Source organism: Lysinibacillus capsici (assembly GCF_003367505.1).
Classification (GTDB): Bacteria; Bacillota; Bacilli; order Bacillales_A; family Planococcaceae; genus Lysinibacillus; species Lysinibacillus capsici.
In genome coordinates this window covers 41,916-60,204 of record NZ_PXXX01000016.1, presented here as the reverse complement: position 1 = coordinate 60,204, position 18,289 = coordinate 41,916, and the positions used below count along the sequence as shown (strand labels likewise).

General features: G+C 38.4%; 16 protein-coding genes and 1 other annotated feature. Of the genes, 5 read left to right on the top strand and 11 right to left on the bottom strand.

The annotated features are described in order from the left end of the window. Positions 1 to 95: 95 nt before the first annotated feature. From yhaM to C7B89_RS15215, 3 genes are read right to left on the bottom strand one after another with little or no spacing between them, the layout of a single operon-like run. Positions 96 to 1,031 carry a 3'-5' exoribonuclease YhaM gene (gene yhaM, locus C7B89_RS15225; RefSeq protein WP_048391758.1) on the bottom strand — a complete coding sequence of 312 codons (936 nt, stop codon included), beginning with the start codon at positions 1,029 to 1,031 and terminating at the stop codon, positions 96 to 98. Next, positions 1,028 to 3,916 carry an ATP-binding protein gene (locus C7B89_RS15220; RefSeq protein ID WP_115674060.1) on the bottom strand — a complete coding sequence of 963 codons (2,889 nt, stop codon included), beginning with the start codon at positions 3,914 to 3,916 and terminating at the stop codon, positions 1,028 to 1,030. The genes yhaM and C7B89_RS15220 overlap by 4 nt, the downstream gene beginning before the upstream one ends. Positions 3,917 to 3,920: 4 nt before the next feature. After that, the gene (locus C7B89_RS15215) at positions 3,921 to 5,135 is read right to left on the bottom strand and encodes a metallophosphoesterase family protein (protein WP_066037075.1); all 1,215 of its coding nucleotides are present in this window, start codon (positions 5,133 to 5,135) and stop codon (positions 3,921 to 3,923) included. Between the two features lie 259 nt (positions 5,136 to 5,394). On the opposite strand from C7B89_RS15215, the gene C7B89_RS15210 reads away from it, so the two are divergent. Next, positions 5,395 to 5,580, top strand: a complete 186-nt coding sequence (locus C7B89_RS15210; RefSeq protein ID WP_036075853.1) for a YhzD family protein — start codon at positions 5,395 to 5,397, stop codon at positions 5,578 to 5,580. A 52-nt stretch (positions 5,581 to 5,632) separates the two neighbouring features. Here C7B89_RS15210 and C7B89_RS15205 read toward each other — a convergent pair whose 3' ends face one another. Next, a complete protein-coding gene (locus C7B89_RS15205) occupies positions 5,633 to 6,415 on the bottom strand; it encodes an enoyl-CoA hydratase (RefSeq protein ID WP_048391764.1) in 783 nt (260 codons plus the stop codon). 138 nt (positions 6,416 to 6,553) lie between these two features. On the opposite strand from C7B89_RS15205, the gene trhO reads away from it, so the two are divergent. Beyond that, positions 6,554 to 7,525 (top strand): oxygen-dependent tRNA uridine(34) hydroxylase TrhO, encoded by a 972-nt coding sequence (gene trhO / locus C7B89_RS15200; RefSeq protein ID WP_066037074.1) that lies wholly within the window; start codon positions 6,554 to 6,556, stop codon positions 7,523 to 7,525. On the opposite strand, the gene C7B89_RS22935 is transcribed toward trhO, so the two are convergent. Next, entirely contained in the window at positions 7,514 to 7,654 is a 141-nt protein-coding gene (locus tag C7B89_RS22935) for a hypothetical protein (RefSeq protein WP_158539193.1), read from the bottom strand. The two genes, trhO and C7B89_RS22935, sit on opposite strands and share 12 nt — an antisense overlap. Positions 7,655 to 7,667: 13 nt before the next feature. Further along, positions 7,668 to 9,317, bottom strand: coding sequence for an FAD-binding dehydrogenase (locus C7B89_RS15195; RefSeq protein ID WP_048391767.1), 1,650 nt, complete (start codon positions 9,315 to 9,317; stop codon positions 7,668 to 7,670). 404 nt (positions 9,318 to 9,721) lie between these two features. Then, positions 9,722 to 9,963: a binding site (T-box leader), on the top strand. Positions 9,964 to 10,122: 159 nt separating this feature from the next. Between C7B89_RS15195 and serA the strand changes: the two genes are divergently transcribed. The 3 genes from serA to C7B89_RS15180 all read left to right on the top strand — a co-directional run bounded on the left by serA (position 10,123) and on the right by C7B89_RS15180 (position 13,249). Further along, on the top strand, positions 10,123 to 11,736 hold the full coding sequence (gene serA / locus C7B89_RS15190; protein WP_115674059.1) for a phosphoglycerate dehydrogenase: 1,614 nt from the start codon (positions 10,123 to 10,125) through the stop codon (positions 11,734 to 11,736). A 105-nt stretch (positions 11,737 to 11,841) separates the two neighbouring features. After that, positions 11,842 to 12,336, top strand: coding sequence for an RNA polymerase sigma factor (locus tag C7B89_RS15185; protein ID WP_066037072.1), 495 nt, complete (start codon positions 11,842 to 11,844; stop codon positions 12,334 to 12,336). Then, entirely contained in the window at positions 12,326 to 13,249 is a 924-nt protein-coding gene (locus tag C7B89_RS15180; RefSeq protein ID WP_115674058.1) for a hypothetical protein, read from the top strand. Before C7B89_RS15185 ends, C7B89_RS15180 begins: the two co-directional genes overlap by 11 nt. A gap of 44 nt (positions 13,250 to 13,293) precedes the next feature. On the opposite strand, the gene C7B89_RS15175 is transcribed toward C7B89_RS15180, so the two are convergent. The 5 genes from C7B89_RS15175 to C7B89_RS15155 form a co-directional block, all read right to left on the bottom strand. Then, a complete protein-coding gene (locus C7B89_RS15175; RefSeq protein ID WP_048391774.1) occupies positions 13,294 to 14,082 on the bottom strand; it encodes an HAD family hydrolase in 789 nt (262 codons plus the stop codon). Between the two features lie 132 nt (positions 14,083 to 14,214). Beyond that, the gene (locus tag C7B89_RS15170; protein ID WP_048391776.1) at positions 14,215 to 14,463 is read right to left on the bottom strand and encodes a DUF3006 domain-containing protein; all 249 of its coding nucleotides are present in this window, start codon (positions 14,461 to 14,463) and stop codon (positions 14,215 to 14,217) included. Next, a complete protein-coding gene (locus C7B89_RS15165) occupies positions 14,450 to 15,640 on the bottom strand; it encodes an MBL fold metallo-hydrolase (protein WP_115674057.1) in 1,191 nt (396 codons plus the stop codon). Before C7B89_RS15165 ends, C7B89_RS15170 begins: the two co-directional genes overlap by 14 nt. Positions 15,641 to 15,710: 70 nt before the next feature. Further along, positions 15,711 to 17,057: a GntP family permease gene (locus C7B89_RS15160; protein ID WP_115674056.1), complete on the bottom strand. Its 1,347-nt coding sequence runs from the start codon at positions 17,055 to 17,057 to the stop codon at positions 15,711 to 15,713. Next, positions 17,058 to 18,197 carry a glycerate kinase gene (locus C7B89_RS15155; protein ID WP_103118804.1) on the bottom strand — a complete coding sequence of 380 codons (1,140 nt, stop codon included), beginning with the start codon at positions 18,195 to 18,197 and terminating at the stop codon, positions 17,058 to 17,060. Positions 18,198 to 18,289 lie beyond the last annotated feature (92 nt).

Sequence of the window (18,289 nt, the reverse complement as noted above, 5' to 3'; positions counted from 1 at the left end):
CACTACAATTAAATATATGAATACTTAGACTCAGAGAAATTAATATCGAATAGCTAGACAGCAACGTTAGTTTATGGGACGATTGATATTGCTTTTTAAATAGTAGGCTTATAGAATGAACGATTATCAAGTGGGAAGAGTCTCTCTGTAAATTCGCCCGGTGTCGTTTTACCTAATGCCCTTGTTAACATATTCATCTTTGCATCAATGTTATCGATATAATGCAAAATTTCTGCTTCCTGAATCATAGGTTTTTTCGGGCTACCCCACTCTTCTTTCCCATGGTGTGACAATACCATATGCTGCAACAGCATGACTTCTTCACCTTCAATTTCAAGCTCACTAGCAATCTTAGCAATTTCATTTACCATAATCGTAATATGACCTAATAAATTGCCCTCCACTGTATACATTGTGGCAACTGGGCCTGATAACTCTACAACCTTGCCTACATCATGTAAAATAATTCCAGCATATAATAAGTCACGATTTAATGTTGGATATAGGTCAGCAATGGCTTTACCTAGTTTGAGCATGGAGACCATATGATCTAATAAACCTGATGCATAGTCATGATGATTTTTAGTCGCTGCTGGAAAAACTAAAATAGCCTCTTGATGTTTTTTAATTGCTGCTCTAGTAATCCGTGAGATATTAGGGTTTTTAATGTCAAAGAAAAATTGCGTTAATTCTTCATATAGTTGTTCTTTTGGTGTTGCAGAGGATGGCACTAAATCGTGAATAGCAATTCCTTCCTCTGGCTTAGCAACACGGATAGATTTAATACGCAATTGATTCTTTCCTCTATAGTCATGAATCTCTCCGCCAACACGTACAATGGCTTCCGCATGGTACATCTTTTCATGATCCTCATTCGTATCCCATAGCTTTGCCTCTATATCCCCACTCTTATCTTGTAATATTAGCGACATAAATGGCTTCCCAACGGTTGTAACCCCTTTTGTCGCTTGTTTTATTAATAAAAATTGATCAACTACTTCTCCAACTTGGAGCGTCGTAATCCCTTTCATGTTGACGCCACTCCCCTTTCATTTGCTAATGCTCCTATATCGACAATCTGGTTTTTTTGCCAATAGTTGAGCATTGTGTCATGACAAGTAAAATATAAAATTTGACGTTCATATCCTACTTCTTTCATTAATTGTACCATTTTGTCTGTGCGGTTTCGATCAAAATGGACAAAAGGATCGTCCATAATCATTGGAAATGGTGCAGCGCTCACTAGGGTTTTTGCTAGAGCCATTCGCAATGCAATATAAGCTTGCTCTTTGGTAGCCTGGGACAACTCCACCATTTGATAACGTATCCCTGCAGCATCCTGCGCTACAAAATAACCATCCTCATGAATCGAAAGTTTGTCATAGTTTCCTCCTGTTAGTAAACGGAATATAGCATTTACCTCTTCAAGGACATGAGGTAATTTTTCTTCACGAAGACGGAATAGGGTTTCATGAATAGCTGTCGCCACAGCTTTTTTAGTTGCCCACTGCTCAATTAACTGCTGCAATTCCGTTTTCTCCTGCTCAAACTGTTGAAGTAATTGACCATATTTTTCATCATTTAATAGCTGTTCTTTTTCCATTAGCAAAGCAGCACGTTGTTCCAGACATTGATCAATTTCTAGTTGCAATGATTGCTGCTCTTGTTCTAAAGCACATATGCGTTCGCTAACAGAGTCCTCAATCAGATTTTCCTTCTGTTGAAGATCGAGTGAAGATAATTGAGCCTGGACGGTTTGCAATTCTGTCTCAATTTTTCTTCTCTGTTCAAATTGCTCATGCATTTCATAATAAGCCTGTTCATTTTGGATCTTTGCTTCTTTGAATAGCTCGTACATTTCAGCAGTATAACGATCCATTCTTGATTGTCCACCTTCTATTTTTATTTGAACGCTGGCTAGCTGATCTTTTGCATGCTGTGCTTGTTGCTGTTGCTGTTGTGCTTCAAGGTAGGCTGTTCGTAAATGCATATAAATTTCATGTTCATTATAGGCTCCCTCTAAAACCCGTTGAAGCTGCTCATAAATGTTGTTCTTTTCTACCTGCGTTTCTTGCAACAGACTTGAGGTACTGTTTCTTTTAGCTGCTAATTCTTGTACACCACGAATACGCATAAATAATTCGGGCATTAGCGATCTGGCTATCGTTCCTTGTAAGCGATAACGCTTTAAAAAATGTTGGAGCGTTTGAGTGGCCTCTTCACTCTCTACTTCCGTTAGTTGAATTTTATATTCAAGAGAAGTATATTGCTGCTCCTTCTCTTTCTGCTGTTCATTGATGTGCAACCAGCGATCTTCATATCTTTGCTTCTTTGCAAGAACTGCTTGTACTGTCAATTCCTCTTGCTCTAACTCCCGTAGGAGGATGCTATGCTCTTTATTAGTAGGTTCATTTGCTTGCTTAACATATCGAATAAACAAAAAAGTTAGCAATGATAAAACTGCTCCAATTAGAATTACAACTATGTTTTTTTCAAATACACCATAAGCAAACGACATGAAGCAAATCAGTAGTACAAGCCAGATAAAGTCATGAGGCTGCTTCTGCTTACTGCGTTGCGATTTGGCAGAACGTAGTTGCTCAAGCCTCCGCTTTTGTTGAGGCCATTGTGCTAAAATATGTTCTTCCTCACTTGTTAATGACTCACGCATTAGCTGTTGCTTCTGTTTGGCTATTGCATCTAATTCTAGGTGTACTTGCTCTAGTGAACGTAGATGAAATTTTAGCTCTTCCTCCGCCTCCTCTAATTTACTTAATTGAAGCTGAAATTGTTGCTCCTGTTGGAGTGAAACTGTTTCGTTCAAAAGATTTTCTTGTGCTTCTTTCTCTGTTACACCTAGTAAACGAAACTGTGCTTCAATTTCTTGTTCGAGCAAAAATAGATCATCCTGTAAATTTTGCTCTTTCACCATTAGCTGATGCCACGTTGCCTCTTTTTGCATAAGGTAAGCCATTTCATTGACCTTTTGCTCATCCACTGTTGCAAGTATTTTCTCCTGCAATATTTGATGCTGCTCCTTTAATTGCATCAGTTGCTGACTTTCATGTAACAGACGATCCTTTACCTGCTCATACCGTCTGATACCCTCTGATGGAAACTGAACATGTTGAAAATTGGTCATTGTCTGTTGCAATGTCTGTTGCTGCTTGAGGAGAGGGAGTGCTTGCTTTTGAATAGTTAATTGCTGCCATTGTTGCTGTTGCCGTTTTTGCGTACCAAATAGCTGTTCTAAATTTTGCTCAAGTAATTGTAATTGCTGTAATTTATCCTCAAAGGTTTGAATCTTCACCTGTTCCTGTTTAATTGTCCGCTCAAGCTGCTTTAGTTGTTCAATCTTTTGATTAATCAATGGCACTTTACCTGTCTTTTTAAACAGCTCACTAGCCTCTTTATCCATTTTCTTTTCAAGTGCGGATAAATACTGAATACCTGTTGTACCTGAGGCAAGTAGCAAATGGGTTAGCTCCTCTTCAGACATTTTTTCAATACCTTGTAGTTCATGCAGCGAAAAAGAAAAAATGGCTTCAAAGGATGCCCTAGAATATCCATATAAAAGCTTTACTAACAACTCCTCATGCCCCGTCGTTCCATCCTCTAGGTAGACAGTAACATCACCAGCAGCCTTTCCTTTCACACGTTCAACTGTACATTGACCATAAATAGGGTGTAAAAGTGTCAGCTGACCTCCATATTTCGTTGAAATTTTCGGCTCATATTTGCGCTGTATCTGCTGCCTTGTTGGGAAACCAAAAAGCATTTGTAGTATAAACTGCTGTATCGTCGTTTTTCCTGCTTCATTTAATCCATAAAAAATAGTGACACCATCATTTAACGAAATGGAGATATTTTCATGCTTACCAAAGCCATAAATTTGGATTTTCTGTATTGTCAGCATGTAATCACGCCCTTTGAATTTCTTCTGCTAATAATGTCTGTGCACGATGGGTTAAGTTCTCAATATCCTTTTCACTAAGTGGCTCTATCAGCCTCGCACCACCAGCATATTGGTACAAATCTTTTAGAATATCCTTCCATTCATTACTGTCCCATTGTTCCATTAAGCTCACAACGGATTGAGTTGTTGCTGTATGCTCATAAAATCTCGCTGCCTTTTGCAACACCATTTTTTGTACCCAACACATTGGGTCAATACCTTCCTCAGCCTCTCGAATAGTCTCTAACCACGCATCTACTGTTGCATGTTCAAATAAAGCTTCCGTTTGTTCGTCAATATTTTGCAAATGAAGCTCTACTACCGATGCGCCATACTTCTTCCTATTAGCTGTAATAGCTTCTGCACATCTCTTCAATAATTCATTGGCGTGTACCACATTCGTACAATCCACCTCAATGGTGCTATAAACAACAGCAGAGGTAGAGATAAAATCAAGCTCAGTCGATGTTTTGGATAGCGTCACATCATAAAAGCCTTTCATTCCTTGTTCTTTACGATGTCGACTTTGAATATTGCCTGGATAAACAATTGGAGGGTTTTGATGTAAAAGCTGTCGTTTATGAATATGGCCAAGCGCCCAATAATGATAGTTCTTTTCAAGTAACTGTTGTTTTGTAAAAGGGGCATACACATCATGTGTTGTATTGCCTGCCTCACTGCCATGAAGCATACCAATATGAATGGCATGCTGATCATGTGCAGTTGGATAGCTTTCAATAACAGATTCCTTTAAATGACGTTCAGGATAGCTAAAACCATATATATTCACTTGTTGACCCCGTATTTTTAATTGAACTACACTCGTTTCAGCTGGTAATTCATAGACATTACTTGGTAAAGAAAAGCGTGTCCATGTACCATTTAAATGATCATGATTTCCGTAGCTCACAATGACAGGGATATTGTGTTGAAAAAGCTTCTCCATTGCATCTTGAAATCTTCGTTGTGCTTGCAAGCTACGATTTTCACCATCATAAATATCCCCAACAATTAGTAAAAAATCAGGTTTTTCCTGAATCGCTTTAAGGATAATTTTATCAAACGCTTCAAAAGTGCTTGACCGTATTTTCTTTAAAATGGGTTCGGGTAGACCAAATAAGCCCTTAAATGGACTATCTAAATGTAAATCTGCCATATGGAAAAAACGAATTGCTGACATCCAATCACCTCAAATAGTAGATAATTCTCTCTTTAGTACAAAACCAAAGTAATAATATGTTGTTTATTCAAAACCGAATATTTGTTCTATTTTATCATAACTCATGTTTGATGAAAAATGCTATTACGGAAAAAAACAACATTGCCTTACTTTTTCCACAATTTTCGTAATTTATCAAAAAATTCACTAGTTTTACCGTGAAGTTTATAAATCTTCTATGTATAATAGAAATATATTCAAGTAAAAGGGTGGGGTCTGTATGGAGAATTATCGTTTTACAGCTTTTGAAAAAACAGGGGAAACATTGTTTGATGAAACTTGGACTTTTGAAAATGATGAGGCTGCTAAACTAAATGGACAACAACAAATTGAGGAAAAAGGTGTTGCCGATAAAACTCATCGTCTTGTAAACGCTTCAGGTAAATTAATTTTATTCCATGTTTAGTGGCTAATAAAAGGCACGTAGTCAATGGTTTGCTACGCGCCTTTTATTATTTTTATTTGCCTACAAAGACAGGCGTTCTTTTCTCTACAAATGCATGAATGCCCTCGACATGATCTGTTGTTTTACGCATTGCAGACTGGCCCTCAGCCTCTAATGCTAAGATATTTTCTAGCTGTGGCATATTTTGTGCATGTAGAATTTTTTTCGTTGTAATCATGGAAGAAATCGGGGATGCAAGCATTTTCCCCACCACTTGATCTGCCATTGCAAATACAGTGCCCTCTGGTGCAATATAATCAATTAACCCTGCATCTAATGCTTCTTTTGCTGTTAATACCTTTCCCTCCCATATCATTTGTTTCGCTTTAACAGTACCTACACGCTCCTTCATGAAGAAATGACCGCCCCCATCTGGAATCAGTCCAATTCCAATGAAATTCATAGCAAGTTTACTATTTTCACAGGCTACAATAATATCTGCCCCTAGTGTTAGACTAAATCCTAAACCTGCTGATGCACCATGAACCGCTGCAATCACAATCATTGGTAGCTGATAATATGCCTTCACGATACGTGTCAGATAAACCATTGCCTCATCAATATTCAGTGGTTTGCTTTCATCTAGCATTGCTTTTATATCACCACCCGCAGAAAAGACCTTTCCTTCTCCACGAATAACAAGCACCTGAATATCTTTTTCCTGCTGTAGAGCCTCAAAGCATTCTGCAAGTTCACGCATCATGACATCATCCATTGCATTCATCGCCTGTGGACGATTCAATGTTAAGGTTGCTCGACGCTCTAATTTTTCTAATGTAATCGTTGAAAATTCCATCTCTATAACCCCCAAATATGAATAGTCATTCACTATGTATAATTCGTGTTTTTTTTGAAAACTCCTTCTCTCTAAGCAAAATTGCTCCTGTTATGCTATATTAAAGGACGAATATCGAGATAAAGGTGGTAATGTATTTTGACACAAAAAGACTATCGTGTATTACTTTATTATAAATATATTACGATTGAAGATCCTGAAGCGTTCGCAGAAGAACATTTAGCATTGTGTAAAGAGATAGGGCTTCTTGGTCGTATTTTAGTAGGTTACGAAGGTATTAACGGAACTGTATCAGGTACCATTGAGCAAACAGATGCTTACATGAATCATATGAAGGCAGATGCTCGTTTTAGCGATATGATGTGGAAAATTGATGAGACTGAAGGGCATACCTTTAGAAAAATGCATGTACGTCCTCGTCGAGAAATTGTTCACCTCGGTTTAGAACAGGATATCAATCCGTTAGAAATCACAGGTGATTATTTAACACCTAAAGAATTTATGGAACAGATGCAAGATGACAACACCGTGGTTATCGATGCCCGTAATGACTATGAATATGATCTCGGTCATTTCCGAGGGGCTGTTCGACCAGATATTGAAAACTTCCGTGACCTACCTGCTTGGATGGAGGCGCATAAAGAAGATTTTGCAGATAAAAAAATCTTAACTTATTGTACAGGTGGTATTCGCTGCGAAAAATTCTCTGGTTGGCTAAAACGCGAGGGCTATGGTAAGAGCGTAGGTCAATTACACGGCGGTATTGCTACATATGCGAAGGATCCTGAGGTAAAAGGTCAATTATGGGATGGTCAAATGTTTGTTTTTGACCGCCGTCGAAGTGTACCGATTAATCAGGTGGAACATGTTATTGTTGGGAAGGATTATTTCACCGGGGAGCCTTCTGAACGATACACAAACTGTGCAAACCCAGCGTGTCATAAGTTAATGCTTTGTGAAGAAAAACATGAGGCATTTTACATGCGAAGCTGTTCAGATGATTGTCGCCGTGCAGAACGCAACTTTTTCGTGGAGGAAAACGGTTGGACAAAGGAACAGGTTGAAGAACAAATTGCTAAAATTGCAGAGGTCCAACAATCAAATTGTTAATCCATTCCATAATTTAATCAAGGTGCGCATTGCTGTTGGATTTCTGCTCAAAACTTCAGCATAGTGATCTTCTCCAACATTATCATTCCATTTAAAAAGAGCATCGTTCATCAAAACGATGCTCTTCATTCATTTATGCACTTTATCCTTGCCCTAAATAACGCCCTACCTGGCGTCCACTAAATAAACAACCTCCAACAAATGTCCCTTCTAAAGCGCGGTAGCCATGGACGCCACCGCCACCGAAACCACTTACTTCACCAGCAGCAAATAACCCAGGAATTGGCTGACCGTCCATGCCCAAAACAGCGCCATTTAAATTTGTTTGTAAGCCACCTAAAGTTTTCCTTGTTAGAATGTTTAAGCGAACAGCAATTAAAGGCCAATTTTTGGTATCTAAAATTTTATGTGGCTTGGCAACACGCACCCATTTATCCCCAATATAATTTCTTGCTCCATGAATAGCGTTTACTTGCAAATCCTTTGTAAACTTATTGTCCATTTCCCGATCTCTTGCCAAGATTTGCTCTTTAATCTTCATGAAATCAAGTAGCTCATTTCCAGCAAGTTTATTCATTCCATCTACAAGTTCCTTTAGATCATGTGCAATCACAAAATCCTCTCCGTGATTTTTAAAAGCTTGGATAGGAGCAGGTGGGCCTGGTAAAATGCGTTTTAGAACATCGCCAATGCTTTTGTTTGTTAAATCTGGGTTTTGCTCCGAGCCAGATAAAGCAAATTCTTTCTCAATAATTTTCTCCGTTAAAATAAACCAGGAATAGTCATAACCTGTTTTTTGAATCGCCTCTAACGTACTGAGTGTATCAAACCCTGGAAAGTTGGGTGCATGAAAACGATTCCCCTCTGCGTCAAACCACAGGGAGGAGGGACCAGGCAATATCCGAATTCCATGGTTGGGCCATATTGGATCCCAATTTCTTAAACCCTCTGTGTAATGCCACATGCGATCACGGTTTACAATGCGTCCCCCAGCATGTTCCGTGATCTCTAGCATTCTTCCGTCAACGTAAGCTGGTACACCACATACCATATTTTTGGGAGGGGTTCCTAATCGAGCAGGCCAATTTTTTCTCACTAAATCAAAATTTGCCCCAATACCACCACTTGCCACAATCACAGCTTTAGCTTCGTAGGAAAATTCACCGATTCCTAATCTCGAACTTTTTTCACCTCGATTAATAAAGGTTTCAGCTAGCACCGTTCCGCTAATTCCTATAATCTTCCCTTCTTGCTGCACAAATTCATCCACACGATGTCTTGGCTTGAAGTCAATGAATCCTTCTTTCATAGCCTGTTTTACTTTATCTACAAATGGCTTTACAATGCCAGGGCCTGTTCCCCAGACAATATGAAATCTAGGTACTGAATTGCCATGCCCTCCTGCCAATGAGCCTCCCCGCTCTGCCCATCCAACAACAGGGAAAAACTTTATACCTTTTGACTTTAACCAGTCGTATTTTTCACCTGCAGCAAAATCGACATATGCTCTTGCCCATTTATACGCCCAGGAATCCTCATCTTCTAAACGATCAAAGCCTGCAGTTCCTTGCCAATCCTGCCATGCAAGCTCCTTACTATCTTTAATTCCAAGCCTTCTTTGCTCTGGAGAATTTACTAAAAATATTCCTCCAAAAGACCAATATGCCTGTCCTCCGATTGAATTTTCAGGCTCTTGATCTACTAAAAGAACTTTTTTCTTTGCATCGATTAATTCACAAGCTGCGACTAATCCTGCAAGACCAGCACCGACTATTGCAACATCGTACTTCATTCTTACACCCCCAAATCAATCATCCTTAACTAACATTCTTCTCTCACAGTCTGTTTACCTTCTACTTTTTATATTTTTGTCTAAAATGTGACAAACAAAAACGTTCGCTTTCTTAGAACAAATCCATGGATAATTAGCATAAACCCTCTATTTTATTCCATTTAATTCCCATATAATTTTCAATGCTAAAACTACACAGAAACCTGATACTATCGGACTTTTCAAATATCGTTAGCGCTTTCATTGTATTCCCCAAAAAGACGAACAATAAAACAGTATTATATAAATAATATTCGTTTTTAGTTATTTTTCAGACTTTTGAAGTCAGTATTTTTAAAGTTTTTAAGAAATATCGTTGACAAAGGTGAACAATAGGGATTATGATGTTAACAAATTTAATCACAAAAAATATAACGACGGAGACACACTAGTCGCAAGAAAATCCAAAGAGAGCTGATGGTTGGTGCAAATCAGTGATTTCTACGATAATAGTTCCACTCCTGAATAGATAGGCTGAACAACTTAAAAGTAAGCTTATCCGTCTCATGCACGTTACGCATATAGCTAAGACTGCCAGAATAAATTTTCCAGCAGTGATTAAGGGTGGTACCGCGAACCAAAGTTTATACAGCCTTTCGCCCCTTACAACACACTAACTGTGTTTGTAAGGCGTGGAAGGCTTTTTATATTGTCTTCGATTTAGAAAGGAGATTGTTTGTATGCTGTAAGATGTTCGAATTTTACAAATTTCAGACTATCGTAGATAAAGCCATAGCCAATAATGATAAAAAAGGAGCTAATTATAATGACTACTGCAACAAAAACAAGAACTATTAACGTATTTATCGCTGATCCACTAAGTGAGGATGGTATTTTCCCATTACGCCAGGAACAAGATTTAGATTTAAACATTATTGTAGACACAGGTTTAGCACCAGAAGAATTAATCGCTAAAATTGCTGATGTAGATGTATTACTTGTTCGTTCTCAAACAACGGTAACACGTGAAGTAATTGAAGCAGCAAAAAGCTTAAAATTAATTGGTCGTGCTGGTGTTGGTGTCGATAATATTGACCTTGCTGCTGCTACAGAACACGGCATTATCGTGGTAAACGCACCAGATGGTAATACTAACTCAGCTGCCGAACATACAATTGCGATGATGACTTCACTTGCCCGTCATATTCCACAAGCTTTTAATACATTAAAAAATGGCAAATGGGATCGCAAATCTTTTGTTGGCGTGGAGCTAAAAAATAAAACTTTAGGCGTTGTAGGTTTTGGTCGAATTGGTGTTGAAGTAGCTTATCGTGCTAAGGGTCAACGTATGAATGTTATGGCATACGATCCTTTCCTAACAGATGAACGTGCCAAAGAATTAGGTGTAACAAAAGCAACGGTTGAAGAAATCTGTGTAGCTGCAGATTTCATTACAGTTCATACACCACTTCTACCTGAAACTCGCAACCTTATTAATAAAGATAAATTTGCGATGATGAAAGATGGCGTACGTATTATTAACTGTGCACGTGGCGGTATCATCAATGAAGACGATTTATATGATGCAATTGTAGCAGGTAAAGTGGCTGGAGCAGCTCTTGATGTATTTGTTTCTGAACCAGCAACAGATCATAAGCTACTGACTTTACCACAAGTTATCGCAACGCCTCACTTAGGAGCATCTACAATCGAGGCACAAGAATCTGTAGCGGTTGACGTATCAAATGACATCATTAAATTTTACAAAACAGGTACTGTAACAAATCCAGTAAACATGCCATCTATACCTAAAGAGCTTCTTGCACAAGTTGAGCCTTTCTTTGAATTAGCTGAAAAACTTGGTTCATTCCTATCACAAGTGACAACAGAGCCAGTCAAAGAAATCAATCTATCTTATGCTGGAGAAGTAGCAAACTATGATGTTCGTCCATTAACTTCAAATGCGTTAAAAGGTTTACTGTCTAAAAATCACGGTAATCATGTCAATGATGTGAATGCTCGTTACTTATCTGAACGTATCGGTATGAAAATTAATGAGCACAAAACAACAACAGCAAAAGGCTTTACAAGCTTAGTTACTATTGAAATTATTACTGCTAACGAAACACATACTGTAGCGGGTACACTATTAAACGGTTTAGGTGCACGTATTGTAAAAGTAGAGGACTATGTTGTTGACGTCATTCCACAAGGCCACCTTCTTTACATTAAAAATACTGACAAACCAGGTGCAATTGGCCGTGTAGCAACAAAGCTTGCAGAAAAAGAAATCAATATCGCAACAATGCAGGTTGGTCGTGCACAGGTTGGTGGTACAGCGGTTATGATGTTAACGGTTGATAATGTTGTAACAGAAGAAGATTTAGTTTTTGTGGCACAGCTTGAAAACATTGATGAGGTAAAAGCCATTAACCTATAATTAATAATAGCAAGAAGCAGGGAGTCTCTACTCTCTGCTTTTTATTTTGGGAAAATGATACTTTTCTATGAGTTCTTCGTCATTAAAGAAAAGGAGGTGTTCAGCTTGAACATAGAAGAAATATTTTACTTACATAATCACACCATTTTTAAATACTTATATTACTTACTAAATGATGAAAAATTAGCGGAGGATTATACACAGGAAACCTTTGTCCGTTATTTGAACCATCACCAAACAATAAAAGAAGGAGCCGATCTCGCTTGGTTGCGGTGCACTGCACGCAACCTTGCCTATGATCATTATCGTCGGAAAAGGATTATTCAGTTTGTCCCTTTTTTACAACAGCATGAAGAACAAGCGTCACCTTCTCCTCATCAATGGCTGATGCAACGAGAAGATGCCAAGATACTGTATCTTGCAATTCGAAAACTAAAAATTACCTATCGTGATGTGATCATTCTGCGCAAAATAGAGGGGCTTTCCATCGAAGAAACCTGCGCTATTCTTGGCTGGAATGAGGGGAAAGTAAAAAACACATTAAAACGAGCACTCATCGCATTAAAAAAACAGTTAGGAGGTGAGATGGATGAAGAATGATAAGAAGACATGGCAACACTTAGATGATTTAATGTTATCTGATCAGCAGCAAAAAAAATTATTACGCAATATGACAGAGCCCTCAGTAATTAGTAAACAAACTACTGGAAATGGATGGAAAATTCCTTCTGTGTCAGTGCTATTTATAGTAGTTCTTTCTTTATTAATTTTAACTTTTGTTCAACGTCCGACTGATTCTCCTATGACAATGGATTCCTCCAAAGCCATCCAACGTGTCTACTTAAAGGAGAATCTGAACAAGGATACCTTTATAGCAAAGGATTCTTGCCTTTATGTTCCTCAGCAATGCTATGCTCATTCAAAGGCTATCACACAGCTACAACAGAATTGGGACAACGCTTCTCCTATAACAATATCCGCTAGTCAATGGAAAAGTGGTACTATCTATGATATTTTGATTCTCTATAATGACCGTACACAAGAGAAATGGAAGGTACTCAATAACAAGATTTTCTTCAATGTTGAAACCCAGCAAGCCTTTCTGATTGAAGAATCAATTGACTCTCTACGCTATTTTTATGATGAGAAGCGGTCGACGAAACTTATTTTAGGGAACATTTTCATCCTACTTATGCATTTCATCCTATGGATTGCTAAAAAAAGAATGCCTTATACAGAACGTCGCTTTTTCGCTGCGACAGTTGAGCATGCTATTGCCAATGCCATCATGCTCGTGTTGTTTGGAGGTATTTCATTTGGTATCTATCTTGTCCACCATACAATTCATGCAACAATTATTTATGGCCTTTTCTCACTCTACTCCTTTATGCAAATCTATTATCGTAAAAAGGCTGGTGAACCTAAGGGTTACTTAATTGCTAGCGCTCTTGTTCAGCTTTGTATAGCGATAGCTTTTACATGTTTATACCTTGGACTGAATGTCTATTTTTAATAAAAAAATGTACTGACTCCATGAAGGGTCAGTACATTTTTATACTATAGCTTATTTACAAGCTCCAACAACGCTGTCAAAGAATCCACCTCATAGGTAGGTGTCACAGCCCCGTTGGCGATATTGCTTTCACGATTAATCCATACATTGCGCATTCCCACACGAGATGATCCTAAAATATCAGTATTAAGATTGTCGCCAACCATAATTGCCTCGTCCGCTGTAATACCTGCTTTCTCCATCACAAACTCAAAAATAGATGCGTCCGGCTTACCTTTACCAAAGTCACCTGAAATAATAATATGATCAAAATATGGGGCAATTTCTGGTGTGATTTCTAGCTTTAAATTTTGCAAACTTGGTGCGCCATTTGTAAGCAATACAAGCTGATATTTTCCTTTTAATTCATCTAACACTGCAAAAGTATCTTCGTATAAAAATGGCGCTACTTTACGCTCGGCTACAAAGCGCTCTCCTAGCTCCTCTCCAAACGCTGTATCTTCAATACCAAGAGCAGCTAACCCTTTTGTCCAAGCCGCTGCACGATAGCTAGGAACAATTTCCTTCATTTTTTGGAAGGAGTCTGTCGAGTCGTCAAACGTTCCCCAAAGTCCTTCAAATGGATTGATACCAATTAATACCGTATAATCATATGTTTCATAACCCTCATATAAAGCACGTGCCTCTCGGCGAACAGCTTCCTCTAGCTCAGTAGGATTCACATTATGTACTGTTGCTGCATAGTCACATGTTTTTTCAAATGCAGTTTTGACTGATTTTTTATCCCATAGTAGTGTATCATCTAAATCAAAAATAATTGTATTTATCGACATTTTTGTCCGCTCCTAGCTCCCGATTAATACTACTATTTTAGCATATTTTCAAAATATTTAGGATAACAATTTAAGTACAATTCCTGTATCTAAAAACAAGCTGTACGTCAAATCTTCACAGCTTGTCATGTATTAATTATTTTTATTTCGTAAACGATTCATTAAACTCTGAAGGTCTGCTCTTTTTTGCTGTGTTTCTTCTTTTAAAATTTCAATATGGTAAATACCATCTTTTTCTTCTATCTGAACACGATCACCTACTTGCACAGGCTTGTTCATGGCTGACTGTGAAATAATGAGTTGTTCCTCTTCTGCTGGAAACTTTAAGAAAACCGCATAGCCATCTTCAATACGGTCCAATGTGTATTTACTCAAGCTCACTTACAAGTTCCCCTTTCTCATTCCGTAATTGCGCAGCATCTCCAGCATTTAACCAAATTTGTTTAGTTGTCCATTTCAAATAATTTTGCCCTTCCCGTGCATTGGTTCCACTAGTAATATAAATCGTTTTCCCTGGCTGTAAAGAAAGATTAGGGAAGTTATAAACTTGATGCCCTTCAATTGAAATAAGCTGCCAATCTTTTAAAGATACTGCATGTTGTCCACTATTTTTAATTCCTACAATTTCAGTAACTAGATCCTTACTAACGATTTCAATAGCTGTTGTCGGTTCTTCTTTAGATAGTATATTACCAGTTTCTACACTAAAAGTTTCCTTACCGTTCACCGTATAGTTTACCCCATCTGTGGACACCGTAATCGTTCCTAAATCCGCGGTGGCATAGATTTTACTACCAATAGCCTGCAAACGGTCCACAATTTCTGCATGTGGATGTCCATACTTATTATCCTCTCCATAACTTAATATCGTGACCTCTGGTTTTACAGCCTGAATGAACTCCTCTGAGCTACTTGTGTTAGAGCCATGATGTCCAGCTTTTAAAACTGTTGCTTTCACATCATACTGCAACATTTCCTTTTCTAATGCCACTCCCGCATCTCCTGTCAATAAAAAAGAGACATTCCCATAAGTCATTTTTAAGACAATGGAGGCATCGTTATTGTCTGTAGCCTGATCATTGGCATTTAAAACTTCCACATTTACATTCTTATCCAATTCGATATCATCACCGATTTTTGGCACATGATAAGGAATATTTTTTTCATCGATACGTGTCAGCATCTCTTCAAAGGTTTGCGATGTATGTACTTTTCCCGAATCATAAAATTGCTCAATCGTCATGTTATCTAATACAGGAATAAGCCCTCCAATATGATCAGCATCTGGGTGTGTTGCTACTACAATATCAAGCTTATTTATCCCAAGTTCTTTTAAATAAGAGACAATCTGTTGCCCTGCGCCCTTCACTCCCCCATCTATAAGCATCGTTTTACCACTTGGTGATTCGATCAGTATAGAATCCCCCTGTCCTACATCAATAAAATGAACCTGCATTTCATGACCAGCTGTTACAGGAATTTTCTCTGTCTTGACTGCCTCGGTACAGCCGGCTAATAAAAAAAGACAAAGGAGTAATACCATTATTATTTTTTTCATCTACTAACTTCCTTTCTATTTTCCTATTATACAAAAAAGAGAGCTAGCCATGGGCTGCTCTCCTTTTACTTTAAACAAATATCCACCATAAAATCATCGTAATAATAATAGTCACAAGCCCTTGAAGTAATGTGGCCACCGTTTGGGCTTTATAGGCTTGTGTTACTTCCATACCACTATACTGCGTAATCACCCAAAAGAAGCTATCATTCACATGGCTAACTGTCATTGCTCCTGCACCTATTGCCATCACCACTAATGCTAATGGTACCGCTCCATCAATTCCCAATGTCACAAGCATTGGGGCTACTAAAGTAGATGTAATCACAAGAGCTGTTGTGGAAGAACCTTGAGCCGTTTTCAACGCTGCTGCTACTATAAACGGCACAAGAAGGAATAATGTACCTGAGGCAAACATACCTAAATCCATTTCTTGAAGCATTTCTCCAACACCAGCATTTTTTATAACAGTTCCAAACGAACCACCAGCCCCTGTTATAAGTAAAATTGGTGCGGCTTCTTTTAGACTTTCGCCAATCCAACCTGTTAATGTCGTTTCATTGATTTCAGGTAATAATAAAAAGGCTGCTGCTACACCTAAAAATAAGGCCACTGTTGGAGAACCTAAGAATTTAAAGAAGGTATTGAAAGTCGATTCCGTATCACCAACTAATGCTGCTATAGAACCCAAACCAATTAACACAATCGGCAGAACGATTGGTAAAAATGCTTTAAATGTTGAGGGCATTTTACCAAAGGATTTAATGACTTCCTCATAATCTAATGCCTCTACCTCATCTTCAGGAACGCGAATTTTTGTCGCAACTTTTACTGACCATAGATAACCTACGAATGTCGCTGGTATCGCGACTAATAAACCAATGACAATGACTGTTCCTAAATAATCTGCTGCGCCAATATTTCCTGCTGCTGCAATAGGACCTGGAGTTGGTGGTACTAATACATGCGTCGCAAATAAGCCAGTTGCTAAAGCTACTGCCATAGATGCAATCGTAACATTTGCTCGCTTTGCTAATGATTTTTGCAAGCTGGATAAAATAATAAAGCCAGAATCACAAAATACTGGTATGGATACGATATAGCCAATTAAAGACATCGCTAATTGTGGACGTTTAGGTCCTACAATTCTTAACACTACTTCTGCCATTCGATAAGCAGCACCTGATTTTTCTAATATTAAGCCTATAATAGTACCGGCAATAATGACTAAACCAATACTTGTCATTAAGCCTCCAAATCCAGTATTAATGCTTTCCACTACTGTCAACAATGGCATACCTGAAGCAATTCCAACGAAGAAAGCACTGATTAATAAAGCTAAAAACGGATGAAGCTTTAACTTAGCTGTTCCTAAGACAACAAATAATACCCCTATTAATATAATAATGAACAACATCTAGACATCCCCCTTTTGTAAGTAACGCTCTATCATTCTTTTAGTTTTTAACCGAATAAAGTGTGCAGGTTCTTGCATTGCCTGCTGCACATCAATCTCCTCATCTACCAATGACTCAACAACTGTAAAATACGCTTGTAATGCTGCATTTGCCTTGGTATCAATTCCTCCAGACAGCAGCATCGCCTCTACATTCGCTTGCTTTGCAGCTTTGGCTACACCTAATGGTGCCTTACCATGTAATGTTTGAAGATCAGATTTTCCTTCACCCGTTATCACTAACTGTGCTTCTGCTAAATGAGCCTGAAGTTGTACAGCGTCCAGCACAAGGTCAATTCCTGCATGGAAGGTTCCTTTTAAAAAAGCGATTAATGCGCCCCCCATTCCCCCAGCGGCTCCAGCACCTTTATAGTCATGTAATCGTATAGCAAATTGAGCTTCAACAATATCTGCAAAATGCTTTAAACAACGATCAAATTCAGCGACCTGGTGTTTTTGAACACCCTTTTGTGGACCAAAGATGGCAGTGGCTCCTCGTTCACCAATAAGCGGATTATCCACATCACAGGCAATCGTAAATGTTGATTCTGCTAATCTAGTGTCTAGTAGACTCATATCTATGACATCTAATTGCATAAGGTTAGAAACACCAGCCTCAAGTTCCACCCCTTCCGCTGATAATAACCGCACACCTAATGCTTGTAACATACCAGTACCCGCATCATTTGTAGCACTCCCACCAATGCCAATAATAAATTTTCTAAAACCTTGATCAAGTGCGGCTTTAATTAATTGTCCTGTGCCATAAGATGTAGCAAGTTCAGGATTTTTCTCACTTTCTTGTAACAGCATAATACCAGATGCTTGAGCCATCTCTATTACACAGGTTACTTGATCGCCCAGTACACCATATTGAGCCTGGATAGCTCTTCCCAATGGATCAAGCACAGTTGCTGAGCAATATCGGCCATCTGTAGAGGCAATAAGTGAGTGCAGTGTACCTTCACCACCATCTGCCACTGGTAGTATAATTGTTTCAATTGAATGATCCACATCTAAGATTCCTTTTTGCATTGCCTTTGCTACTTCAACTGCTGACAGAGTACCCTTGTAGGAATCTGGACTAATGATAACTTTCATGATATACCTCCACTTATGTCGTCCATTGACATTTACGTAAATTTTCATATCCCTAAGTTAAGCGCTTACAATTTATTATAATGACAATAAAT